The organism is Methanocellales archaeon (assembly GCA_028715985.1).
Taxonomy (GTDB): Archaea; Halobacteriota; UBA148; order UBA148; family UBA148; genus UBA148.
This window is the reverse complement of the sequence record JAQUQR010000001.1, coordinates 306,057-330,498: the sequence shown is the minus strand read 5'-3', so window position 1 is coordinate 330,498 and position 24,442 is coordinate 306,057. Positions and strand designations below refer to the sequence as shown.

The 24,442-nt window shown below is 43.8% G+C and carries 32 protein-coding genes; 10 read left to right on the top strand and 22 right to left on the bottom strand.

What is annotated here, in order from left to right; all coding sequences use genetic code 11:
- Positions 1–10 precede the first annotated feature (10 nt).
- From rnhB to PHI74_01930, 22 genes are all read right to left on the bottom strand, one after another.
- A complete protein-coding gene (gene rnhB / locus PHI74_02035; protein MDD5484794.1) occupies positions 11–655 on the bottom strand; it encodes a ribonuclease HII in 645 nt (214 codons plus the stop codon).
- On the bottom strand, positions 656–1,318 hold the full coding sequence (locus PHI74_02030) for an NAD-binding protein (protein ID MDD5484793.1): 663 nt from the start codon (positions 1,316–1,318) through the stop codon (positions 656–658).
- 21 nt (positions 1,319–1,339) lie between these two features.
- Positions 1,340–2,782 carry a TrkH family potassium uptake protein gene (locus tag PHI74_02025; protein MDD5484792.1) on the bottom strand — a complete coding sequence of 481 codons (1,443 nt, stop codon included), beginning with the start codon at positions 2,780–2,782 and terminating at the stop codon, positions 1,340–1,342.
- 10 nt (positions 2,783–2,792) lie between these two features.
- Positions 2,793–3,443 (bottom strand): NAD-binding protein, encoded by a 651-nt coding sequence (locus tag PHI74_02020; GenBank protein ID MDD5484791.1) that lies wholly within the window; start codon positions 3,441–3,443, stop codon positions 2,793–2,795.
- A gap of 24 nt (positions 3,444–3,467) precedes the next feature.
- On the bottom strand, positions 3,468–4,634 hold the full coding sequence (locus PHI74_02015) for an NAD(P)/FAD-dependent oxidoreductase (protein MDD5484790.1): 1,167 nt from the start codon (positions 4,632–4,634) through the stop codon (positions 3,468–3,470).
- Positions 4,631–4,795, bottom strand: coding sequence for a 4Fe-4S binding protein (locus PHI74_02010; protein MDD5484789.1), 165 nt, complete (start codon positions 4,793–4,795; stop codon positions 4,631–4,633). The genes PHI74_02015 and PHI74_02010 overlap by 4 nt, the downstream gene beginning before the upstream one ends.
- Positions 4,796–5,016: 221 nt before the next feature.
- Complete coding sequence (locus PHI74_02005; protein MDD5484788.1) at positions 5,017–5,166, bottom strand: hypothetical protein; 150 nt, start codon at positions 5,164–5,166, stop codon at positions 5,017–5,019.
- Positions 5,167–5,385: 219 nt separating this feature from the next.
- Positions 5,386–7,314 carry a phosphoenolpyruvate carboxykinase (GTP) gene (locus tag PHI74_02000; protein ID MDD5484787.1) on the bottom strand — a complete coding sequence of 643 codons (1,929 nt, stop codon included), beginning with the start codon at positions 7,312–7,314 and terminating at the stop codon, positions 5,386–5,388.
- Between the two features lie 47 nt (positions 7,315–7,361).
- Positions 7,362–7,553 (bottom strand): hypothetical protein, encoded by a 192-nt coding sequence (locus PHI74_01995; GenBank protein MDD5484786.1) that lies wholly within the window; start codon positions 7,551–7,553, stop codon positions 7,362–7,364.
- Complete coding sequence (locus PHI74_01990; GenBank protein MDD5484785.1) at positions 7,550–8,761, bottom strand: TIGR00375 family protein; 1,212 nt, start codon at positions 8,759–8,761, stop codon at positions 7,550–7,552. Before PHI74_01990 ends, PHI74_01995 begins: the two co-directional genes overlap by 4 nt.
- A gap of 5 nt (positions 8,762–8,766) precedes the next feature.
- Positions 8,767–9,522, bottom strand: coding sequence for a proteasome assembly chaperone family protein (locus tag PHI74_01985; GenBank protein MDD5484784.1), 756 nt, complete (start codon positions 9,520–9,522; stop codon positions 8,767–8,769).
- Positions 9,497–9,670, bottom strand: coding sequence for an RNA-protein complex protein Nop10 (locus PHI74_01980; protein ID MDD5484783.1), 174 nt, complete (start codon positions 9,668–9,670; stop codon positions 9,497–9,499). The genes PHI74_01985 and PHI74_01980 overlap by 26 nt, the downstream gene beginning before the upstream one ends.
- Before the next feature lie 13 nt (positions 9,671–9,683).
- Positions 9,684–10,475 (bottom strand): translation initiation factor IF-2 subunit alpha, encoded by a 792-nt coding sequence (locus PHI74_01975; GenBank protein ID MDD5484782.1) that lies wholly within the window; start codon positions 10,473–10,475, stop codon positions 9,684–9,686.
- Entirely contained in the window at positions 10,475–10,648 is a 174-nt protein-coding gene (locus PHI74_01970; GenBank protein ID MDD5484781.1) for a 30S ribosomal protein S27e, read from the bottom strand. Before PHI74_01970 ends, PHI74_01975 begins: the two co-directional genes overlap by 1 nt.
- Positions 10,649–10,650: 2 nt before the next feature.
- Positions 10,651–10,929, bottom strand: coding sequence for a 50S ribosomal protein L44e (locus PHI74_01965; protein ID MDD5484780.1), 279 nt, complete (start codon positions 10,927–10,929; stop codon positions 10,651–10,653).
- Complete coding sequence (locus PHI74_01960) at positions 10,916–11,515, bottom strand: hypothetical protein (protein MDD5484779.1); 600 nt, start codon at positions 11,513–11,515, stop codon at positions 10,916–10,918. Before PHI74_01960 ends, PHI74_01965 begins: the two co-directional genes overlap by 14 nt.
- Positions 11,505–12,725, bottom strand: a complete 1,221-nt coding sequence (gene priS / locus PHI74_01955; GenBank protein MDD5484778.1) for a DNA primase catalytic subunit PriS — start codon at positions 12,723–12,725, stop codon at positions 11,505–11,507. Before priS ends, PHI74_01960 begins: the two co-directional genes overlap by 11 nt.
- A 10-nt stretch (positions 12,726–12,735) precedes the next feature.
- The gene (locus tag PHI74_01950; protein ID MDD5484777.1) at positions 12,736–13,542 is read right to left on the bottom strand and encodes an ATP-binding cassette domain-containing protein; all 807 of its coding nucleotides are present in this window, start codon (positions 13,540–13,542) and stop codon (positions 12,736–12,738) included.
- Positions 13,543–14,310 (bottom strand): cobalt ECF transporter T component CbiQ, encoded by a 768-nt coding sequence (gene cbiQ / locus PHI74_01945; GenBank protein ID MDD5484776.1) that lies wholly within the window; start codon positions 14,308–14,310, stop codon positions 13,543–13,545.
- A 3-nt stretch (positions 14,311–14,313) separates the two neighbouring features.
- Positions 14,314–14,496, bottom strand: a complete 183-nt coding sequence (locus PHI74_01940; GenBank protein ID MDD5484775.1) for a hypothetical protein — start codon at positions 14,494–14,496, stop codon at positions 14,314–14,316.
- Between the two features lie 62 nt (positions 14,497–14,558).
- Positions 14,559–14,867, bottom strand: a complete 309-nt coding sequence (locus PHI74_01935; protein MDD5484774.1) for a PDGLE domain-containing protein — start codon at positions 14,865–14,867, stop codon at positions 14,559–14,561.
- A 27-nt stretch (positions 14,868–14,894) separates the two neighbouring features.
- Positions 14,895–15,530 (bottom strand): energy-coupling factor ABC transporter permease, encoded by a 636-nt coding sequence (locus PHI74_01930; GenBank protein MDD5484773.1) that lies wholly within the window; start codon positions 15,528–15,530, stop codon positions 14,895–14,897.
- Between the two features lie 284 nt (positions 15,531–15,814).
- On the opposite strand from PHI74_01930, the gene PHI74_01925 reads away from it, so the two are divergent.
- The 10 genes from PHI74_01925 to PHI74_01880 all read left to right on the top strand — a co-directional run bounded on the left by PHI74_01925 (position 15,815) and on the right by PHI74_01880 (position 24,185).
- Positions 15,815–16,477 (top strand): hypothetical protein, encoded by a 663-nt coding sequence (locus PHI74_01925; protein ID MDD5484772.1) that lies wholly within the window; start codon positions 15,815–15,817, stop codon positions 16,475–16,477.
- A complete protein-coding gene (locus PHI74_01920; GenBank protein ID MDD5484771.1) occupies positions 16,470–16,601 on the top strand; it encodes a hypothetical protein in 132 nt (43 codons plus the stop codon). Before PHI74_01925 ends, PHI74_01920 begins: the two co-directional genes overlap by 8 nt.
- A 6-nt stretch (positions 16,602–16,607) precedes the next feature.
- Entirely contained in the window at positions 16,608–17,891 is a 1,284-nt protein-coding gene (locus tag PHI74_01915; GenBank protein ID MDD5484770.1) for an ABC transporter substrate-binding protein, read from the top strand.
- Between the two features lie 91 nt (positions 17,892–17,982).
- The gene (locus tag PHI74_01910; GenBank protein MDD5484769.1) at positions 17,983–18,825 is read left to right on the top strand and encodes a class I SAM-dependent methyltransferase; all 843 of its coding nucleotides are present in this window, start codon (positions 17,983–17,985) and stop codon (positions 18,823–18,825) included.
- Between the two features lie 21 nt (positions 18,826–18,846).
- Positions 18,847–19,614 (top strand): AAA family ATPase, encoded by a 768-nt coding sequence (locus tag PHI74_01905; GenBank protein MDD5484768.1) that lies wholly within the window; start codon positions 18,847–18,849, stop codon positions 19,612–19,614.
- 1 nt (position 19,615) lies between these two features.
- Entirely contained in the window at positions 19,616–20,389 is a 774-nt protein-coding gene (locus PHI74_01900; GenBank protein MDD5484767.1) for a slipin family protein, read from the top strand.
- Positions 20,390–20,402: 13 nt separating this feature from the next.
- The gene (locus PHI74_01895) at positions 20,403–21,503 is read left to right on the top strand and encodes an iron ABC transporter permease (GenBank protein ID MDD5484766.1); all 1,101 of its coding nucleotides are present in this window, start codon (positions 20,403–20,405) and stop codon (positions 21,501–21,503) included.
- Positions 21,500–22,321: an ABC transporter ATP-binding protein gene (locus tag PHI74_01890; protein MDD5484765.1), complete on the top strand. Its 822-nt coding sequence runs from the start codon at positions 21,500–21,502 to the stop codon at positions 22,319–22,321. The genes PHI74_01895 and PHI74_01890 overlap by 4 nt, the downstream gene beginning before the upstream one ends.
- Positions 22,322–22,521: 200 nt before the next feature.
- Positions 22,522–23,379, top strand: a complete 858-nt coding sequence (locus PHI74_01885) for an ABC transporter ATP-binding protein (protein MDD5484764.1) — start codon at positions 22,522–22,524, stop codon at positions 23,377–23,379.
- Positions 23,376–24,185, top strand: coding sequence for an ABC transporter permease (locus tag PHI74_01880; protein MDD5484763.1), 810 nt, complete (start codon positions 23,376–23,378; stop codon positions 24,183–24,185). Before PHI74_01885 ends, PHI74_01880 begins: the two co-directional genes overlap by 4 nt.
- Positions 24,186–24,442 lie beyond the last annotated feature (257 nt).

Here is a 24,442-nt window from a genome sequence, read left to right as displayed (position 1 = left end):
CTTAACCTATTTAAATCATACGTGATCGCTCATGCCTTTTCAATGCGTTCTTGGCAGTCTTCCATGAATGTCGCACAAAAGATGGCAATGAATCATGCTCTTTTATCCAGTCGTCCAGAAAATGCATTGTACGAATATCAGATGGATATCCGGACCCGATATTTTTTCCTAATAGGCGTTCCAGTTCTCGAATAGTCTCATCCCGCCTTACTTTTGCAATAATCGAAGCTGCAGAGACGAGAGGGTATTTTACATCCGCATTATGCTCTGAAGTGATCTTGATGTTTTTGCCATACCCGGCCAGCACTTTCTGTGCAAACCTATCAGCGTCCACATCAGCTGCATCCAAGAACGCTTCATCAGGTTTTAACTGTTTGAGCACTCTCACTTGGCTTTCCACGACGATTTCGTTCAGAGTTGTCTTCTTACGAAGAGCATCGATCTCACTAGCGGACAGCTCTAATGTATAACAAACCCCGACTTCTTTGATCTTACCCGCTAAAAACTCTCGTTTTTTTGGTGAAATCGCTTTAGAGTCTCTAACCCCCATTCTTTCCAACATTGGAAGCATGTCCTCTTGCACCATGACTCCCGCAACGATCATGGATCCTATTACTGGTCCTTTACCCGCTTCATCAACCCCAGCAATTTTCATTTATTTTGTCTCTAAGATCGTCTTTTTTAAATCATCAACGTGCTCAGCGGTGGTGAGAGCCACAATGAGATCGCCCACTTCTATCATAATTTTGCCCTTTGGAAAAATCAAGTGACCCTGCCTGATAATTGCAGTAAGGATACATTCATCTGGTAGACCGAGGTCTTTGATCGTTCTATTGATCGCAGGTGAGTCTTCAGGTACATGAAGCTCCACCAACTCAACATTGCCCTCTTTCAGGGTCAAAAGCGTGGTTAATTTTCCAGAAGTAACGGCATTCTTTATAATCATCGATACCGCTGTTACGGAACTGATCGCAACATCGATGCCTAACCCCTCGAAAACAGATTCATTTTTCGGCTCATTGACCCTCGCTATGGTGAGAGGAACATTGAAGTTCTTTTTGGCCATTTGGCAAGAAACGAGATTCACCTTGTCCTCTCCAGTGACGGCAACAAATACATCTGCTTTTTTCACTCCAGCATCCTCCAGATATTTTGCATCCGTTCCGTCACCATTGATTACCAAAATGTTGAGTTTTTCAGCTAAATTCTGGCAAATATCTCTGTCGGATTCGATCAGGGCAACTTCTTCCCCTTCCTTCGAAAGCGTGCTGGCGAGAAAAGTACCAATTCTTCCTCCGCCAACTATCACGATATACATGGTCAAATACCACCTATGGAATTAAGAACGCTTAACCATATTGGCCAACAGCATCAATACTGGAAATACTTCAAGCCTACCCATCCACATGACAAGGATCAAAGTGATCTTTTCACCAAGCATCATACTAGGAGTGACCAGCCCAACCGACAGCCCGACATTGCCCTGTGCAGAGGCGACCTCAAAAAAGGAGTTCACCATAGAATGACCATGTGCCATAAATACCATTGAACAGAGTGTGAGGACGAACAGATAAACAAATGCGTATAATCCAGCCATCGTTATCTCTTCCTCCTTTATGACTGTTCTGCCGACTTTAAACGGAACGATAGCTGAGCGTGGCAGGAAATCTTTTTTTACCAACCATATGATCGACTTTAAAAGTATGGCGCACCTAATGAGCTTCAGAGCAGAGGATGTAGACCCATAGCCCCCGCCCATAATCATGGGAATGATGAGCAATATTTTTGAGAAGTCAGTCCATTGCCCCATGTTTTCTGCATTGGTAAGCCCCGTACCAGTCAACGCAGAGATCACGTTGAACGATGCCATCCTAAAGTTTCCTAGCTCCAATGTCAGTAAGAGCGTCAACGCCAACAACGTCAAGGCCATCAATATTATCTCCGGGCTTCGGATGATCTCACGAAATTTCAGCTCGATCAATTTTTTATGAAGAGCAAAGCTGATGGCACCAAAAACCATAATTGGGATTAACATAAGCTCCACTGCAACGCTATCATAGGACGCAATGCTTAAGTTTTTTATCGAGAAACCGCCTGTTGCTAATGCAGTCATAGTGTGATTTATGGAGTCCCATAACGGCATGCCTACGATACAAAGCAATATTACTCCTATGAAGGTGTAGGCGACGTAGACTTTCCATATCCAACGCGCTGTATTGATGATGCTGGGTTCGATTCTTTCGGCCCGGCCCTCTGCAGCATATAATCCCCTAGCAGCCCCACCAACTCCGTGAACCATTATCGCAATGAATAGGACGATAACACCTACTCCTCCTATCCACTGCGTTAAGCTACGCCAGAACAAAATGGATTGGTACCCGGATGATAGCCATTCAACCCCCATTGTAGATGAAAACATCGTTAGACCTGTTCCTGTAAATCCAGACATACCCTCAAACAATGCGTCTTCTAATGAGAGGATTCCACATAGGACATAGGGCAGAGCACCAAAAGCTGCCAAGGTAATCCAAGTGAGGGCAGAAATCACCATTGCTATTCTAAGGCTCAAATCCCCTGGTGACGTAATTCTTCGTAGTATATAGCCTATCAATAAAGAGAGTACAGCGACTGTAACAAACGACAGGATCACATAGAATCCGTCTTTAAAACATAGAGCTACAAGTATAGGGACAGCTACAAGCACGCCAAAAAGCTGTAACATTAGCCCGATATAATGTAATATAGTCCCTAGATCGCCCTTTATCATTCGATCATCATTCAATGAGGATATTTCACCTACTTAAAATATTCCTGACTTCATCAGAGATAGCAGCCAAATTTACCACGACTGCAACATCACCTTCTTGGATTATCGTATCTCCCGAAGGGATCAACGTCTTTCTGTCCCTTATAATTGCTGCTATGGTGGATTCCTTTGGCAAATTTAGGTCTTTAAGTGCCTTTCCGCTGGCTGAACCTTGGACCCGTATCTCACTGATCTCAATATTCCCGCCATTCACCGTCAGTATTGTAGCCAAATTGGGATACATAACGGCATTCCTGAGATGAGCCGCAGCTATTGTTGTAGGACAGACAATGGCATCTATTTTCAGCTCCTTAAAGAGGGGTTCCCTTTTGGGGTCATTAACCCGAGCTATGACTCTGCTTACGTTAAACACCTGCTTTGCAATCTGGCAAGCCATCAAGTTCGTGTTGTCATCCTCTGTCGTCGCAATAAAAACGTCAGCTTTATCCACTCCAGCCTTTTTCAGAACGTCTTGATCGGTCCCATCTCCTTCGATTGTCAACCCATCAAAACTTTTGTCGATCTCTTCGAACTTCGTCAAATCTCTGTCCAAGACGACGACATTATTTTCATTAGACGATAATAACTGAGCAAGACGACTGCCAATCTTTCCACACCCAACTATTATCGCGTACATGACCAATTCACCTTAGATAGTCATTCATAATAGGGACCTTAGATCCCAAAGTAACTTGGGATTGCGCAGTGTCAATTCTTTCAACAACCCAAACGCTGTAAGCTCCTTGAAGTTAATTCCCACTATAGAAGAGGCTATGGAATTCCATTCTGCGTCATTCAGTTTTAAAAGCCATTCTTTGGCCTTGTAGGATTTCTGTAGTGTTGCACCAATGGTTGGTCGCCAGCGTCTTTCATACTCGTTAAGGCACTCAACTGACGAATCTCCTGATTGTACCGCCTTCGATGCAATTTCACTAGCCATAGTTCCCGACTTCATCGCATGGATAATACCTCCGCCCGTAAGAGGGTCTGACATCCTAGCTGCATCACCCACGAGCATTAGCCCGTTTGTGGTAGTCTTGGTAGGAACCGTTACAGGCACCCCCCCCATGATCATTTCGATGATCTGCCCTTCGGGATATTTTTTCTCTACGAAACGTTTTAGATGTTCGATAGGACGCACCTCTGATCTGCTTCCGGATATTCCAAGGCCAACATTAGCCTCGTTATTCCCTTTGGGAAAAACCCATGCATAACCCCCAGGTGCAATTTGGTTACCTATATAGAACTCACAATAACATGGATCAATGTCAACATCAGTCATCAGAAACTGAGCACAGGTTTCGATGTCCTTTGGTTTAAGGGTCGTATTGATGCCTGCCCACCGTCCAACCTTGCTTTCAACGCCATCAGCACCAATCACGACGTCCGCATGAATATCAAATGAATCTCCGAGATGTTCTGCTTTGACGCCTCTAACGAAGCCGTCCTCTTTAATCAAATCAACTGCCCTTGTTTTTACCATTACTTCTGCACCGGCTTTTGCCGCCTGCTTTGCAAGCTCTCGGTCAAATATCTTTCGTTCGAGAACATAGCCCACTTCAGGACCGACCTCTGACATCTCGATCTTTATGCCTCCGGGAAAGCATATCCTCGCTCCTTGGACATCTGCAGCAATCCAACGCTTATCGGGTTTGATGAATTGCTTTAATCCTTCTTTGCCCACCCCTTCTGCGCATCTAACCGGATCGCCTATTTCCACCCTCTTTTCCAGCAAGAGTGTTTCTAAATCGTGCTCAGCTGCAGTCTTTGCTGCCATAGATCCTGCTGGGCCTGCACCCACGACGATGACATCATAGCGGTCTCTCATTTTACCCCCAGGGCACCAACAGGGCATATCTTAGCGCAAATGCCGCAATCATTACAATCTTCATTGATCTCAATCCACGTCTCGATCAACTCTATTGCACCCATGGGACAGACTGCAACGCATGCCCCACAGTAAAAGCATTTATTTTTATTGACAATCACATCTCCGAGTACATCATGTCGATATTTAAGTTTTTTGAAGTAGGAAAGGATTAACTCTTAATATAATGGTATCAATGGTAACATCCAAGTGTGGGCATTACCCAATATGGTCCATCCTTTCGCGTATCAACCGGCTGCTCCTAGGAATAAAATTCAGCTATGCCAAACTCTGTAACTACTTCTTCCACCCTTTTCGACGCCTGAACACCAAAATAGGATTCTTATTTCAATTTTTGCGTTACCTCCGGCAACCATATCTGATCTCGGACTGAGCGCCAGATGTGGTTTTTCGATTGTACTGCGTACGGCTCAGGAGTTGATTTTGAGACTATGTGAAAGACGATGCCACCTGTAGTGATTAACATGGTCATCACCCCCAAGATCCTGCAAAAAGGGCAGACCTGTGTTGAGACGAATGCGCTCATACCTAGATCCCAGATTACACCTCTCTTCTCTTATTACCAGTAAACATGCCATCTAAGAAGTTCTTAGTGGTTGACCAAGGTGATCTCGAACATCACATCTCTCTCCTCTTCGCTTTTGCCGTGATACCAAGGCTATGGACCGACCTTCTTAATAGGACGCACAGCTTAGATTCTTCCCAGTTTCTGGCTCTCTGCCGGGACGGGAGGAAATTTCTCTGGGGAGATATAATTACCGAATTTTTCCTTTGCGGCGATTAACCTTTTTTTCTGCTCCTCCAAAACTTCAAAGATGACGCTGGGTGTATCCGGAACCTTGGTCCTGTAAATTTCAACTATCCTGTCAATCTTTGCCAAGTGTTCCTGAACCCTCAGGGCAAACTGATCAGAGTACTCTTCTTCTGAATAATCCTTGTTGATCACCTGCTTGAACAGCTTCTTTAGGTCCCCATACCGAGGGATCAATCCCGTTGGAGTTTTCACTGCCCCCACATCCCCGTACGAGCGCAGTTCCATCCATTTAAGCCAGACCCTTTTATCATTTTTATGATTCATGAATTTTTCATTCAAATCTTTCAAGAAGTAGTTCACAGAGAAGATTTTGGGCGGTTTATTTAAACCGAATCCAAAATTTAGATGATCCTTTATATATTTACCCATAGGTATGGATAGGAATTCCAGATTCGACATGGGATTGAATACCCTTCGACCTTCTTCTCCAAAGCTGGCAGCGGTAGTTTCAGATTCCAACGCTGCACCTTTAGTTACAACACCATGGACCCAATTAAAAGATTCCTCCACCGGAACCAAAGTATCAGAATCCCGACCGCCGTAGATTATGCCACTCACTACAACACCTTCAGGATCATTGAGTTTAGGGTCTACATTATCTAAAATATTCAGGTCAAATGTAAACCTGGCATTTTTATGTGAAGGCGGTATTTCCTTGCCGTCTGCATCTCTCTGGCCCAGAAACCACTCGCCGGAGTAATTGACACCTTTTTTGGGACACTCCACATCTTTACCGGTCCAGTAAACATCCTTGTCTTCCGTAACCAATACATTTGAAAATATGATCTCACCGGTACCGTGAAGAGCCTTCCATGGCAACGGATCATCGATGGAGTTTATGCCTTCTATTATTCCAAATATTCCCTTTTCCACGTTCACTGCACGGATTTTTCCGCCTATTTTTCTGAGATAGGCTATATCATCCCCAATTATAGTCTCCCCTTCCACCATGGTCGTAGAAGTCTTTCCACACATAGATGGAAAGGCTCCTGTGAAGTAACTTACCCTTCCCCTTGGACCATGAACTCCCATGATGAACACATGTTCTGTCAGCCAGCCTTCTTTTGAAGCCCTGTTTATTGCCAGACGCATTGCTAGTTTTTTAAGTCCGATGGTGTTGCCGCCATATTGTGTGTTCGTGCTATATACGATCTCATCCTGGAGATCAATGTACACCCTCCGCTTCTCAATGTTTTTACTGACGCACAATCCTAGCCCTGTTTCCTCCAACTCTCCTTGAGAGTGTACAAACTTGAAAAACTGCTCATCATCGTTCATCCTAAGGAACTCTCCGTAACCTTGCCTGTACAATAAATCCTCATTATGTGCTACATAGCTGGAATCGGTGAGTTGGACACAGGGTATAACGAATTCAGAATTGATGGGTCCCAAGCAGAAAAATTTGACATATAACTCATGCCCGTGCATAATGTTTTTTAGAATAGTATTAATCTCTTTGATGCCTTCGTCCCTATCTATGGCATTTATCCCTTGTCCCAAGTCCACACCCTTAGGTAAAAGGAATTTGGTTTTTTCTTTATCCCGAGCCTGATCATAATACCCATCAAAATGTACAGTATGCCCCTTTATGGCAAGTTCCGCTTCCTCTCTGTTTTTTATTGCCGCTTCTCTGATGTACTGGATATCCTCTGCAGAATCTGTACAAACAAAAACTTTAGTCGGGTTACATAGCTCTACGTACTTGGCAATGAATTGATGAAGCTTGGGGTTATCTATTCTGATTAATTTCTGGTAAGATTTTTCATCCAATCTGGTTTTGAGTATGTTTATAGCTTTTTGATCCATCTTTTACCTACCCTAACCATTAAAATTTGTCATAGTGCTGAAACCTATCAAGCAAAAGATAATATCCTGGAAACAGGAGAATCTGCCATATTTCTTATGCCATTTTGGCACACAAGCAAGATAAAATCCCAGATCTTCTTTACGCTAAGCATAATTTCCAATATTGTCGCTTCCATGATGACCATGTCAATGTTCCCCTTTTCATAGGTAACCCCTGCTATAAAAATATTCGCCTTCAAAAATCAAATAAGGAACTCTGGGCCGCTATATTTTTTGGCATGCTCTCTCTCCCAGGTAATTCCACGCACCCATAGCGTCCACCGCCTCCGGGAGAAAGAAGTATCTGCCCATTTCTAAAAGCCATTATGGCATCGTATATAGATGGGTTTATCACATCTGATTTTGTTATTTTGGCGTCAACTAAAACCTTTACTTCGTTGCCGAATTTTGTCATGAGGGCGTTCCATGCATCCATCACAACCCTAGAGTTCACGTTAGCATTGAGCGCCAAGGCAATGATCTCTATCAGAGGGATCAATTTGAGATATGCCGGCCTATGCAAGGGGTGCTTTGGCTCTGCGTAATCTGCCAGCTCATTCACCCTATCTCGAACGCCCTTTTTGATCGTTCCTCCACACCGACATTTCCAGTTATTCATGAGGCACTCTTTAAGGGTGTAGTGTTTATAGCATCGTATGCATGCACTCTCGTTGTATTTTCCTTCTTCTGGCGGAATGCCCACGTTCAATAGCGGTCTCCTGCCCTGCACACGCAAGATCGCTTTTTTGAGTTCCGCATATGAGATGGACTCCAGCTCAAACCTGTTAAACTCCCTTGCAAAACGGATTGGCCATGGACTGTGGGCATCCGAATTGGTCAGAAATGTCAGATCTTTCAGCTCTTCTATTCTGTCAGCATAGTCAGAGTCTGCGCTCAGCCCCAACTCAATGAAGGATGCGTTAGAGGCCATTGAACCATAACATTCCTCAATACTGTCAAAATAAGCATACATCGAAGTCCAGGGCGTGAATGCATGGCAAGGGCCGAACAAAGCGCCTGCGTCTTTTGCATGCTCCGCTATTTGTTCACCATCCAAATTTATCTTGGGCCTGCCTTCTGAATTGATGTTAAGAGAGTAATTCGCAAATTTGTCGTGAAGCTCCTCAGCCTTGGAGATGGAAGGTAAAATCAAAAGGTGATGAACCCTGTTTGAATCCTCAACCTCGCATGTCAAGACAAAATGCGTATTGCCAATGACAAACGTGCCGTCATCTATGCGCTCCAATGCCTTGATTTCATCCAACCATTTTGGGTGTAAACAATCCCCCGTCCCAATAAGCTCTATGCCCTTCTTTGACGCCCACTCAGCTAAAACAGGAAAATTCATCTGGGTAGATGTGGCTGCAGAGTAGCGAGAGTGTATATGTAGATCTGAGTTGACTTCCATCAAAATCATCCAATATAACTCAGGTCTTCCTCGATGGGCTCTATTGCAGGACCTTGCTCCATTTCCCTTAGCCTGGCGATTATCTTCTCCATCTCTTTGGCCCTGTCCTCTAGAGCCCTCATGTCGATTTTCATTCCGAGAGCCTTGGATAAGCTTTTTAGTACAGCTTGCGCGCTTTCGGGGTCCACTAAATATCCAGAGGTCTCACCCATTAAGCAGATGGCATCTATGCCTCTTTGCCTCCCCATGCCAAGAAGTAATCCCGATGCACCTATTATGCCGCCGCCGGGCTCGTCTTCTTCAAAGGATACCCCATATTTCTTCATCTCATCCACCAGAGCTATATTGTTTACTGCGCCTAACACTCTTGGCCTTTCGACCAAATGACCTACGCCATAACCCCCCAATGTGTAAATTCTCTTCACACCATACTTTTGAGCGATGTCCAGATATACCCCAGTTAACTCATAGTGACCAACATTGGTAGTGCTCTGATAGGCCCCCACAAGCAAGAGGAGATCATGTTTACCACCAGACCACGCGTATACTTCATTCTTTGCCAATTCTACCGTACCATCCTTCATCACTAAAACCTGTGGGGGAAAGTGAGAGGAATATATCTCTATTATCTTTTCGGCGCCTAGCTCTTCCACCATGTGTTCTGCAACCAACTTTCCTACATGGCCAATACCTGGCAGACCCTCAATCATGATCGGATTTTTTAAGATCACGTCTTTAATTTGAACAATGCTGGTTTCCACCCTCACACCTCTTTTTTTTCATCTGTCTCCGATACTTACCATAGGGATCAACAGGGGAGAACCTGGGAGGCAATGGATTTTTTGTATCGCTCCCACAAACCGGACAAATTTTTTGGAGAGTGTATATGCCACATGCGCATCTTCGCATTTTGGATTTCATTTCATGCCCGTTCCCTATGAAACTTCCCAATACCTTCCGATTTTTCCACTATTTGAATGGCTGCTTCTGCTACTTTTCTAAGTGCGACCTCGGCTCTCTTATAATCCGGAGCAGTAATTCGAATGAGATAGTGAGGTGCACCGACGTAACTGACTCCGATGTCGACCTCTGGTATCTCAACTTTAGAGGCTTTATCCAATGCCTCCTTGATCACTTCAACACCATTAGGTAGGGGGCATGTGAGACTAACATAACCAGCGATATCGACTATAGGGGGTTTAACGTTCTCCCTCGCAACTCTCACGATTATATCGGCATATTCCTTGCTTACCCCGATATCGGTCAACACACTGCAATCACCAACCACTACATCCTCAAATGCCGCGTAGAGACTGCCAAACTTTTTTATCAACTTATCGCCGATCTCAGCATACAGCTGGTCAACATCTACACCTGCTGCTGAAGCGACAAAATGCAACATTTTTTCAGCTTTTTGCTCATTCTTCCATGCATGTATCTTCTCCTTTCTCTGATGTTCATTCACATCTTTCAGCGATAAATCGATATGGCCTCTAGATGGCACTACGTTTAGAACTTTGCAAACGATCTTCTGCCCCTCCCTGATATGATCGCGAATATATTTTATCCAACCAGAGGCAACTTCTGAGACATGAATCAATCCTTCTTTGCCCTCATATTCATCTAGACCGACAAATGCCCCAAAATCAACCACCTTTTTTACAGTGCATACGACCAATTCTCCCTGGTCTGGCCACTCTTTGTGAATGATCATCACCCTAAAACTTCCAATACCTGCGTTTTAATTTCCGCCTTACCACCTCTTGGCTCTGCAAGTGTGCGACCACAAACTAGACATTTTACGATAGAACTGGCCTTGTTAAAGACCACTTGCTCATTCTCACAATCATCACATTTCACCCTAACAAATTTTGAGTCCATATTCATATTCATTCCACCAACTCAAATCTTGAGGCTCTAAAACAAGGCCTCTGATGTGCTTTCTTGCACTCAGTGCATCGATACCTTAATGCTACCCTTTTCGTAGGTTTATCTCCACCGGGAACCTTGGAAAACTTCCCCAGATTACCTATGCCTTTTGCCCTTTTCTTCTGCCGCGTAATCCAAGTTAACGTCGAAATTCTCCCTTTCTTGACTCTTTCCACCTCATGCATGGTATGCTTATTGCAATAAGGACAATGTGTCCTCAAATCCTTAGGCATCTTCATATTCTTTGCCCCCCATTTTAACTGGTATTGCTACATGATGATCACATAATACCTTCGAATTTACTTTTGGTAAAACGATCAAATCTTCTTTTGATAACTGATAATTGCGACCATCAGCACCCACAAACATAGGGATATTTTCTAATACTCTCAACATCCTGCACTCCTTCCTTATTTTCACGTTTGTAGGGAGCTGGGGTGTTAAAGAACTTTCGCTCTTGGACAACTTTGGCTTAATGACGGGATCTATTATAATTGTCCTACTCCTTGAGATCAAATCGGTCAATTGCTCGAATAAATCCAATTCTTCTGGTGTCGCACCTTTAGGGGATTCTTGCAGCCCACCTGCCCTAGAGGATGCCATCTTAACGATCTTGCCAATGCGTCGGTTGAATATGCCCTCGATAACGCTACGCACGCTCCGCAGCTCATCATCAATTTTCATCGCCTGAGGGGCCTTATGTTTATCAGCCTCTAACGCTTGTATGTATGTCCTAACCTGTCCATAAAAATCTCGCTCGAGCTCTTGCAATCCCTCAGACCGGCGTTCTTTTACCTGAATCAGACGTAAATCATCAAGGTTCATACTCTGCTGCACCCCTACACATCAAAAATATTGCCAGATGCTCAGGAAGGCTTTTTTTTCCTCTTTTTAGCACATATCTATTATCCTTTATCTCAACATCGCTCTTTTTGGTCACATTAACTCTAATCAGGTCGTCTCCAAATACGATGGCATCGCTTAATGGATTAAACACTCCCAGCTCCTCCGGCGTCAGTGGCGTTACTCGAAAACCATACCCCCCGTGAATGGAGGTAGGTAGGCGGATCAGCCGCTTGACATCCGCTGTGACAGGTTCATCTGGAGTACCCTTACCTATATCGATACTAGGCATATCCATGCTTATACTTTCCCTTTTTATGGATTCTTCGATCAACGACCGCCAAAATTTTTCAGAGCCCCTAAGGATGTCAATAGTTCCCCTTTCCTTAATCAACTGAATTCTTCTCTCGTCTTGAAACATGTCAAAAAACTCTTCCGCACTTCTTCTTTTTTTAAAGCTCTCGTAGCTCATCAAAAACTCCAGCGCTTTATCTTTAGGCATCTGCCTTATAGCATCCACAAAACCAACAATTGATTTGTTAATCCTTCCGTCCCAACCCCCTCCCCCATATTTTACCTCAAAGCGTTTGTAAGCCTTCTTGCGACCGTTTGCCCCTTCTTCGCTTCCTTTTTTCTTCTCAAAAAATTGACCCATGTCCGGACCTTTAACGTAGTCCACAATTTCCCTGCGCTCTGGACTCCCTAACCCTATCAACCTTGAATCCCGCACATGGATATGGTAACCCCTCCCACCCGAAAACACTATCTCAATGTCATCCTCAGCGATCGCAAAGTCCTCTCTAAGAAAACCTAGGAGCTTGAGTAGCTCTTCTTTCGTTCTCTGAAGCATTTCCCCGTAGGTCGTCCATTTTATAGGAAGATGATCTGCATCTATATCGAAAATCAAGTCTGCACCTTGCCATCCCTTTTCCTCCATGCTAGGAGCGCCAGGAGACATATAATATGCTGCCGAATGAAATGCATGAGCTGGAACCATAGTTCTGAGATAATCGATCGCCTCCCACGCGGTCATAAATGACTTGTGTCTCCTCATCACGATGTCTGGAAAAGACTCATCGAAGAATATGAACCCCCACTCTCGCTGCTCAAACCTAGATGGAAGCTGGATGGATGTGGAGTGGTAATATTTCCTAAATCGGTCCCGGATAAATTCTTTTGTTCGTTCGTTCACAGGTTAATAGTTAGATTTTATACATATTTGGCTTTTCTATCACATCATTCAGCCTTATGGGAATATTTTCCCTATGCAGAACATCTCTGAAAAGTTTAACCAATATTGGGGCCTCCAATCCCTGCGATTCCAGGAGTTCGGAGTTGGTTAACACCTCCCTTACAGCCCCATTCGCAGCTATTTTTCCTTCGGACATCACGATAGCTCTGTCACAGGTATCTGAGACCATCTCTATGTCATGGGTTGCCATTATTTTGGTTATGTCGAGTTCATTCAGAAGTTCTATCAGATGCTTTCGTGCATTTGGGTCAACGTTACTAGTCGGCTCATCCAATACCAGTATTTCCGGCTCCATCGACAAAACAGTGGCAATGGCAATTCTTTTCTTTTCACCAAAACTCATGTGATGGGGGCCCCTTGCCTCACAGCCTGACATGTTCACCAGTTCTAACGCCATCCTGACTTTTTCTTTTACCTTCTCCTCAGAAAAACCCATGTTTATTGGCCCAAATGCAACATCATCAAATACAGTTGGCATGAAAAGTTGGTCATCTGGGTCTTGAAAGACCAGGCCGACTTTGCTCCTAATCTCCTGGATATTCCCATTCACCTTCATCCCCAAAACTTCGACAGTGCCTATATCGCTTTGAAGAATGCCGTTCAAATGCAATAGCAGCGTTGACTTTCCAGCCCCATTAAGCCCTATTAGTGCAATAGATTCTCCCTCAAAAATGTCTAAGCTAATCCCCTTCAGCGCCCTAATGCCATCCGGATACGCATATTCCAATCCTTTTATCTCAACCACTTTTTTCGCCAATTATAACACCGCCCAAATAACCGTGAGGAATGCAAGGAAGAAGACCATGAAACAGAGGTCAAGTCTTTTCACGTGCAGATCATCCAATATTTTTATCTTACCACTGAAGCCCCTTGAAACCATCGCAATATAAACTCGCTCACCTCTTTCATAGGTTCTGATGAACAACATTCCAATTATGTTTCCGATCGTTTTTATATGCCATTTGCTGTTTCCACCGAAACTTCTCGCATCTCTAGCACATTTCATCCGCATCAACTCATCCCCCAGAACGAAAACGTAGCGGTACATGAAGGAGAGTATCATCACCATCACTCTTGGCAGACCAAGCTTTTCAAAGCCCTTTAAGAGCTCTGGGAACTTCGTCGTGGATGCAAGAGCGAGCATACTTAATACCGATAGCCATGATTTTGATAGCACGTTGAACAGAATTATTAGTCCATCATAAGTTACGGTCAAATGCAGAGATGCAAAGTTGTATGAACCTGCGATCTCCCCCTCCTTGAGGAATGGAATGAAAATCGCTATAAGCAAAACAAATGGGATTATAACCAGTGATCTTTTAAATACAAACCTCAGCGGAACTTTCGAGACCAGAATGACGCCAAATATCAACAAGAAATACAACACAAAATTTAAGAATTTGGTTGGCTGGGTGGATATCACTAAGAATATGAAAGAAAAGAAGGAGATTATCTTTATACGTGGATCTAAGCGATGTATTACGCTATCAAGCTCAGCATACTTGTCTAGGAAGTCGTGTTTCATCTTTCAACACCCTTTTGTTTCTACCCTTGCCCTAAAGTTCTCGTGGCATCTTTTCGGCATTTCGATAACTTTTTTCATGCACCTGCTCTCCAGCGCCCCAACAAAAACTTTAATTTTTGTCTCCACCATGTTATACTTTTTGTAGCTAAAAATAACTAAACCTTCATCAGATTTTCGCCCAACCAATCACCTTGGTAAAAAAACACAGAAAAAAGTGATAAGAGGGAAAAAAGTGTTAAGAGGGGAGTTTACTTCTCTGAACTCCCCTCGGAACTCCCCTTCAACACTTTTCCCAGTCCATATACGAGTCCAAACATCATCAGGGTCCCTATCAAGCCTGCAAGCGAGGCTGCCAAGGTTTCATTACTTATGCCTGGCATGACATAATCAGGCATCGGTGAATGCATCACTTCATGCCCTTCACCCAGTTCTATGAAGTCATGGTCTATTGCAACTCTCTCCAAACCATCCGGGGACGAGGAAGCAAATAGAGAGACTCCCCCAGCAAGAACCAACGCTACGATAAGACCAATATGCCACCATTTCATATTCATCATTTATATCACCCCTATATATTATATTACCTATATTTTTTGCAATTCCAGTAAATCTGGCCTAGACTTTAACACCATTCCCACGACTACTACCGTGATGCCCGCCTCGATGAGTCCGATAAACATATGTATACCAGCCATCGCTGGCAATGCAACTCCTAAAGGAACAACTCCAGAGGACCAAAGCATTAGCGCACAAGATATTGCTCCAAGCACCAAAGCTATCCATGCAGCCACCCCTGCACCGATCAAAATCCCTTTTTCACCCCCAACTGCCTTTTGTATTCCTCGATACATGTAATATCCCACAATTGTCCCTATCAATCCCATGTTGATTATGTTCGCTCCCAAGGCGGTGATTCCTCCGTCCTGAAAGAATATGGCTTGGACGGCAAAAACGGTTGACATGACTATCGTAGCAGCAAAAGGCCCAAGGAATATGGCTGATAGAACGCCGCCGAGCATGTGTCCTGATGTGCCACCTGCAACTGGCGTGTTCAGCATCTGCGCTGCAAATATGAATGCGGCCAGAACGCCCATCATGGGCACGTGCCTTTCGCCGAGCTTTTCATTTGTTCTCCTGACAGCGTAACCAACGATCAATATAGCTATGACCCACATAGACACCCATATCGGCGTGCTTAAAAATCCGTCTGGTATGTGCAATTTTATCACCTTATTGATAACTTTTTTCACATTTCATGGAGAGTTAACGAGCGTAGTGATGATAAATTCATGATCATTTAACTCTCAACGAGTTAATTGTCGCCATTGGTAATAAATTTTTTCCTAAAGATAACACTAGGTTTTAACAATATTCATTTTTATGTTAAAATTCCTGAAAACTGAAAAGTGTTATTACTAATAATATTTTTTGTATGTTTAGAATATTACTAACCAAAACATATTTATTACATGAGGGAGCATACCTATGGTAGTAAAGGAGATTAATGCCAGATGGAGGTAGCAAAAAGGTGAAAATGAAGGTGGTAGCGCTCTTGCTAGTGTCCGCTTGTCTTTTCTTATGGGCAACACCAGTAATGGCGGAGGAAATAAACGTTACCAGAAGTTTTTCAACGACATCTCCGTCTCCAAATTCAGAGTTCAATGTTATGCTGACCATATCTGATCTTAATATCGGCGGCATCGTGGAAACTCTTCCAGAAGGATTCTCCTATGTCAGCACGATGCACCCCTCAAATCAGGTCAGCATTTCAGGGCAGAAGATTGCATTTGCGGTGATAAACGAGACGGAGATCACATATAAGGTGAAGGCACCTTCTTCAGGCGAAGGCACGTTCACCGGTAAGTGGGTAGACCTGCTAGTGCTAAGTCCAGAACTAGAAGAGGGTAAAGAAAGATGGGAGACGATAGCAGATGCTATGGTGGTAGTGAAGTCGGCAACACCTACGGTAGCAACACCTACGCCCACACTAGCAACTCCAAAGCCAGTAGCAGCCACTACACCTACAACTCCGCCAATACCAAGTCCAACGCCAATATCTACATCTGATGTGCCGGGCTTCGATGCGATTTTCGCAGTGGCATCATTGGCAATAGCGTGTTTGGTTGTTTGTAGAAAGAGAGGAGGGGGAAACACGAAAGATGTGTAAACAAGAGGAATACTCGAAGGATTATGAACACGCCCCAAAGGAGTGCACGCCAGAGATAAAAGAGTACCATGGCGAGATTAAAGTTGAAGATCATCCCTGCGGAGTAAAAAAAAATAAGAGGTGACGCAGAATGAGAAGGATGTTATCCCTTGTATTGGTAATATTGCTCCTTTCATCCGCGATGCCGCTGGCAGTCACGCCTGCGGCTGCATACGAAATGAAAATACCATGTGATGACGGGGATAATATATTAACAAAGGAGGAGCTTGTGAACGCAATCCTCCCATACATGCTTGATGAAGGAGAGCACTCATTAGATGAGATTGGAGATGCTGCGTGGGTATATGCGTACTGGGGCGGAGAGCCGAAAAAGATTGTAGATACTGCAGGGCGCGAAGTGACTTTTTGTAGACCAGTTGAACGGGTGATTACCAGAGAACCAGACACCGCCAGATCAGTCATTGCTGTTGGTGCAGGCGATAAACTCGTAGCATCAGAGCAGGCAACTAAGTCGTGTCTTTGCCCTACGACTTTCGAAACGTTTGGAGAAGGATGTCTGGATTGCTATTATACCATACTCGATGGAAGAATGCCTGACCTTCCCGAGACGAGCACGAGGTATGACATATATTACGAGCTGATGGCTTCGCTTCGTCCAGATGTGATCTTTACATCAAGTATTACAAATGCCGCAGACTTTGAAACCAAAGTAGGCGTCCCTTGTGTAGTTGCTGAGGGTAGCGGGTGGGTATTTGACTATAAAGACGGTGTATATGGGCAGATCGAAGTCGTGGGGAAGGCGTTAGATAAGGAGGATGATGCACAAGAGCTGATCGATTTCATTGAATCTAAAGTCAATATGGTGAGATCAGTTACAGAAACTTTAAATGAGAGCGAAAAGCCAACGGTGTACTTCGCACCCCGCGGCGCTGGCAAGGGTTTCTACGATCCAAAGGAAGGACGTGATTTCACACGCACCGAACCTAAATACCCGCCTTTGGACATAGCCGGTGGAATAAATGTAGCAAAAGATGAGCCAGGCGCCACAATCAATGTTGGAATAGAGCAGATCATCACATGGAATCCAGAGTATATTTTCATTTCTTGCAGCGATCCAGATGCTGTGGACGATATTGATAATATACGAAACGCCGCATTTTTACAATCAATATCCGCCATACAGAACGATACCGTCTACAATTGCTTTTATCCCCATTGCAGAGGCCAGCCTCCGGACAGAAACCTTTTTAACATGATGTATATGGCTAAATTGCTCCATCCAGATGAATTCAAGGATTTGGATTTGGAGAAAGAGGGTAACGAAATATTTGAGGCATTTCTTGGAGTTGACGGTGTCTTCACAGATTATGCCGATTATTTGATCTGGCCACGTGAATACTTAGATACGCAATAAACTCCTAAACCGTGAGATGAGACGTTAGAGGAGGGTCTTGTATCCCCCTTCCGACTATTTATGAAATGATAGGAACAAAGGAACGACGAACATGACAGGAATAATAAATTGGAATGAGTTGTGGAGATCGATAAGGGCAGGTCATCCTCGGGGAAGGGCTCACGGAGAGGACCCCGGCAGCATATGGGATAAACGGGCAAAACAATTCAATGGATTCATGATGCAGAACCGCGAGCGTGCTGAAAAACAGATAGCAAACCTCAAATTGAAGCCAGAATACACGGTTCTGGACGTGGGTGCCGGCACCGGAAGACTTGCCATTCCCATCGCAAAGCGCGTAAAGAATGTGACTGCGATAGACCAATCCGAAGGCATGCTGACATGCTTACAGGAGAACATAAAAAAAGAGGCCACAACAAACATCGTGTGCATAAACAAAAGATGGGAAGACATCGAGCTGGGCGTGGATATAGAGCAACACGATGTCGTGATTGCTTGTCGCTCGCTTGGCATGTATGATATACAGGAAGCAATAGCAAAGATGGATGCTGTATCTAAAAAGTATGTTTATATCATTACACATGCTGGCAGATGGAGGGGCGACGGGGAAGAAGGCAAACTCTGGAAAGCGATTTATGGCGAAGAACATCGAGCATGGGAGCCGCCGGATTATATTTTCTTTTGCAACCTTCTGCACGACATGAAAATCTATGCGAATGTTGACATCAGAGACATAGAGTTTGAACAGCACTACGAGAGCCTGACTGATGCGGTGACCAAATGGAAAGAAATGCGTGATATACCACCAGAAAAGGAGGAGGTTTTGAGAGAGCATTTATCCAAAACCTTGGTAGAACATGATGGAAAGCTCTGCTTTAAGCATAGATCTAAAAACGCTACGATTTGGTGGCAGAAGAACGAGCATGAAGAGTAAAAATTAGGGGATAATAAAAAAATGAAGGTACTGATATGCGGTAAAGGAGGTAGTGGAAAGAGCACAATATCGTCGTTGCTTGCGAAATCAATTGCAGAGAAGGGATTTAATATCCTTGTAATTGACAGCGACGAATCGAACTATGGATTGCATTGTCAATTAGGCATGGAACTACCGGATGACTTTATGAACTTCTTTGGCGGAAAGAAGGAGCTAGGCAAGAGGATGATGGAGCTCTTTAAAAAAGGAGAATCGATTAGTATCTTTGATAAAAGATGGGGGATCAGTGATCTACCACGGGAATACATAGTTGAAAAGAATGGAATAAAACTTCTTGCCATTGGAAAAATCCACGAGTTTAGAGAGGGCTGTGCTTGTCCAATGGGCGCTCTTGCAAAAAGTCTGCTCGACAATTTGGATGTAACAGATAAAGAGGTAGTAATCGTTGATACCGATGCTGGAATCGAGCATTTCGGCAGAGGAGTTGAACAGGGATGTGATGTCATCCTCGCAGTCGTTGAACCATCCTACGAATCGCTGAAACTCGCTAAAAAGATTGAAGAGATGGCAAAGGGCATCGGAAAGATGATCTATTTTGTTCTCAACAAGGTTGATGAAGATAGCAGGGATATGATGCTCAAGTCACTGAACAGGAGCAAAGTCAACGTTGCAGGGATTATCCCAGCGAACAAGGATTTGTTTAAGGCTTGTTTGGCTGGCGAAGAAATTAAGGTGGACCTAAGAGAGATTGAAGAGCTTACCAATAAGATTTTAGAAGTGAGAGTTTGAAATGAACATATCTTTGTTAGTGGGAACGTTTGTGGCGGTCGCTATCCTAGTGTTAGCAGTAAAAATTGTAAGGCAATACGAGCGGGCTGTAATCTTTCGATTTGGGAAATTGTTAGGCGAAAAAGGACCAGGAATATTTGTGATAATTCCTTTTGTAGACAGACTTGTGAAAGTTGACTTGCGGGTAAGGGAACTCGACGTGCCCAGGCAGACCATCATAAGTCGCGACAATGTTAGCCTTGATGTGGATGCCGTTATTTATTATAAGGTTAGGGATTCATGTAAAGCGATAGTGGAAGTGGAAGATTATGAGGCTGCAACTTCGCTCCTTGCCCAGACAACGCTCAGGGATGTTTTGGGTCAGAACGAGCTTGATACTATCCTTTCCGAGAGGGATAAACTCAATCAGAAAGTCCAGGAAATTCTGGACGCTGCAACAGACCCTTGGGGGATGCAGGTCGTTGTGGTCACCATGAGGGATGTGGCTTTACCTGAAAACATGCTCAGAGCCATTGCAAGGCAGGCAGAGGCAGAACGAGAGAAGAGAGCTAGAATAATCCTCGCCGAGGCTGAATTCCAAGCATCAGAGAGGATGAATGAAGCTGCAGCCTTATACGAGAAAAGACCCATTGCGTTGAAGCTAAGGGAATTCCAGACACTCACTGAGATAGCGAAGGAGAAGAATTTAATTGTCATCTCAACTGGCGCTGGAGCGGTAGCACCCGGAGAAATTGGTGCAACCGCTGGTTTAACCAAAGCTTTTACTGAACGATAGAACAAAATAAGAAATGGCAACAAAAATAGTAAGACGCAGAGTAACGCGCAAAGGAAAAAGAAGCGCAGTGCAAGAAGCATACGACAAGTTTATTTTCAAAAAGACCTTTTTTATGGTCGCTATCTCACTCTTGATTATACTCTTAATTGGCATAGTCATAACGCTTGGACCGCTGGATATCTCAGTCGTGGAGGTATATTGTGCACTTCTTGATAGATTCTATCCCGATTATTTCAATGTAGAGAAGCTTACAGGACAGGTTATATGGAATATAAGATTCCCCCGCATCATAGGAGGCATCATGGCTGGCTTTGGTTTTGGCATATGTGGATGCGTGATGCAGGCGGTACTAAAGAATCCATTGGCAAGTCCTTTTACGCTTGGAATTTCTGCGGGTTCGCAATTTGGCATAGCTCTTGCGGCAGTTATCGGCGTTTCTGTCTTCGGAGGACCGTATCTTCTTATAGGAAACGCCTTCGTATTCGCTTTGCTATGTTCGGGTTTTATCATCGCACTGTCTGCCATTAAAGGAGCGACCTCCGAGACCCTGATACTTGCCGGGATTGCCGTGAACTATTTCTTCAGTGCGATGAGCCAATTGTTCAAGTATTTCGCCACAGACGAGCAACTACGACTGATGACAAGCTGGGGAATGGGTGATCTCGCCGCGTTCTCGTGGAACAAATTCCCGCTTATCCTTACCGTGTTTGTGATCTGCATTCCTCTTCTTATGATGAAGGCGTGGGACCTCAACATCATGACTGTTGGAGACGAGACCGCAAAGAGCATTGGTGTAAATGCCAACAACATCAGGATGTTCATCATGGTGGTCTCAAGTTTGGTAGTAGCAACTATTGTGTGTTTTACCGGAACCATTGGGTTCATAGGATTGGTCGCTCCGCATATGGCACGCATGGTTATCGGCGGTGATCACAGATTCCTGATTCCTGCATCGGGTATTCTCGGCGCATTTGTACTTATTTTGGCCGATGCCACAGCGATGAATATCATAGCGCCTACTATCATTCCCACAGGGATCATGACATCTATCCTCGGGGTTCCGTTCTTCATGTATCTGATACTGAAAGGAAGGAGGAGGGAGTTCTGGGCATGATGATAAAGCTCCAAGCAACGGATATTGTGTTTAGCTACGATAGCTCGCCAGTCCTCAAAAACGTGAGTTTTGAGATAGCTCCAGCGAAACTTGTGAGTATCGTGGGTCCAAATGGTTCTGGCAAATCCACGCTTATCAAATGCATAGACAGGATATTGACACCTGAAAGAGGCAGCATTCTCATCGATAGAAATGATGTAACCAAGATGAAGCGGATGGATGTCGCCAGGAACCTGGCCTATGTGCCACAGGGTTCACTACGCATCTTTCCCAATAATGTCTTTGATACCGTTCTCATGGGTAGACGTCCACATCTCGGGTGGCTCAGTAGTGAGGAAGACGAGGAGAAGGTATGGGAAGTACTAAAATTACTTGGGATTGAGGAGCTTGGAATGAATAGCTTCAACGAACTCAGCGGTGGGCAACAACAGAAGGTACTCATCGCACGCGCACTTGTTCAGGAAGCTAAGGTTATGCTCTTAGATGAGCCCACCAGCAATCTCGATATATGGCATCAACTTGATGTAATGCATGTAATCAAAAGTCTTGTGAAGAAAAAGGTGATTACGGCTCTGATGGCAATTCATGATCTGAACATCGCATCGAAGTACTCGGATAGAATAATAATGATGAAAAGAGGCACAATTGTTGCTGCTGGTGATCCTTCTTCGGTATTAACCGCAGAGAACATAGCTTCGGTTTACGGCGTTGAAGCTGCTGTAAGAACACAATCCGAAACACCTTATGTCATGCCTTTAAGACAGATCAAGATGGAAAAAAGGAGGACTCATTTGGTTAGGGAGCGGATGTATGGCTGATTAGGTTATCAATCTTAGGAGAAATCATAAACCGCTGTGGACAGAATATTTGTTGAGATAAAATATCAAACTTATTAGAAGAGATAGACGGTTTATAATGTGTATGTACCTAAAATTCAATTTGTAAATGTTGAAACAATAGGAGGATGAAGTAATTAGAATATTCTATTGAAACGTATGACCTAACGAAGAAGTTCGCATTGCAAAAAGGATTTACCGAGGTTCTCATACACCCCTTCAGAAAAGATGAGATAACAGCAGTAGAGAAGGTGAACATAACGATTGGAAAAGGGGAATTGTTTGGTATTCTCGGACCAAACGGAGCGGGCAAGACCACGCTCATAAAGATGCTATGCACACTAATTTTACCCACAGAAGGAACAGCATACGTAAACGGATATAACATGGTGGAAGAGAGTGGAAAGGTCAGGGAATCTACTGGTTTTATCACTACCGATGAACGAAGTTTTTACTGGAGACTTACCGGGCGGCAGAATCTGAAATTTTTCGCTTCTCTTCATAACTTTTATTCTTATGATGCACAAAAAAGGGTAGACGAACTATTGAATCTTGTTGGTTTAGAAAATAGAGCGGATGATAGGTTTTTAAGTTATTCCGCGGGAATGAAACAACGAATGGCTATTGCACGTGGGTTGCTGAACGACCCGAAAGTTGTGTTTATGGACGAGCCAACCAAGGGTTTGGACCCCGGCGCGGCGCAAAATTTAAGAGGATTTATTAAAGAGCATATTGTAAAGGAACAGGGAAAAACCGTTTTTCTATCGACACATCACCTTGGCGAGGCAGAGCAATTATGCCAAAGAATTGCAATTATGGATGAAGGCGAAATAAAGGTGATTGGAAGTCCAGAAGAACTGAAAAGTGAGTTGGAAAAACCCAATCCCACATTAGATGATGCGTTTTTATATTACACAGGCAAGGAGTTCAAAAAAGAGGGGACACCAATGCACCCTTACTCTGAACGTAAAAGGATGATGCGTGAAGGTAGAAGAGGGATGATGCATGGGGGAAGAATAGGGGGGATAAGAAGATTTTGATACACAAAAAAGCATTTTCTTTTATAATAAGAGACTTTGTACTTCAAACGAGTTATAAATTCGAGCTCTTCTTGCGACTGTTCTTCATGCTTTTTTCGATTTTGACCTTCTATTTTATTGCCAAACTAATAGGAGGTACGGGATTGCAATATCTTGAGCCATACGGTGGAGATTATTTCTCCTTCGTGCTGATAGGCATAGCCTTTTCAGGATATCTAACGACGGCGCTGAGGGGTTTTTCAGAAAGTATTAGAGGTGAGCAGATGATGGGCACATTAGAAGCAATGCTTGTAACCCCAACTAATACCTCAACAATAATAACTTTATCTTCTCTCTGGAGTTTTATCTTCACTTCTCTTAGAGTTCTGATATATCTTTTGATTGGTGCCTTCTTGCTGGGTGTGGACATGAGTAATGCAAATCTGTTTGCTGCTATGCTTATTCTCATTCTGACAATAATATGCTTCAGCAGCATTGGCATAATCTCTGCAAGTTTCATTATGATACTCAAACGAGGTGATCCGATAAACATGTTATTTATGAGCACATCCGAACTCTTTGGCGGCGTGCTTTTTCCGATTACAGTTTTACCAGAGTGGCTGCAAACTGTCTCGCATCTTTTGCCAATTACATATTCGCTAAGCGGGATGAGACATGCGCTTCTACAAGGATACTCGCTGCGTGCTCTTGCTCCTGATATAATCGCGTTGGCAGTATTCACAGTTGTGCTGGTGCCGCTGGGTTTACTGGCATTTACGTATGCGGTAAAAAAAGCGAAGGTGGATGGAACTCTCGTTCAGTATTAGTCCAGAGTATCTCTGAGAAATTCCCAAACTCCAATACTACCAAACAGATCCAAAATACCAACAGTCAACATTTATTTGTCCGTAAGGGTTTACGTTTTCTCCTTTATCCAAATTTTAGTCCATCACAACACTTCTGAAAAAATAAAGTGCTTAAACAGAGGTGCCCCTATTTTTGAATCGAGATAATTAGTTGGTAGGAAACATCAATCTTAACATCAAAAAATGACGTTATCGTACCTCGAAAGTGTTATTTATTG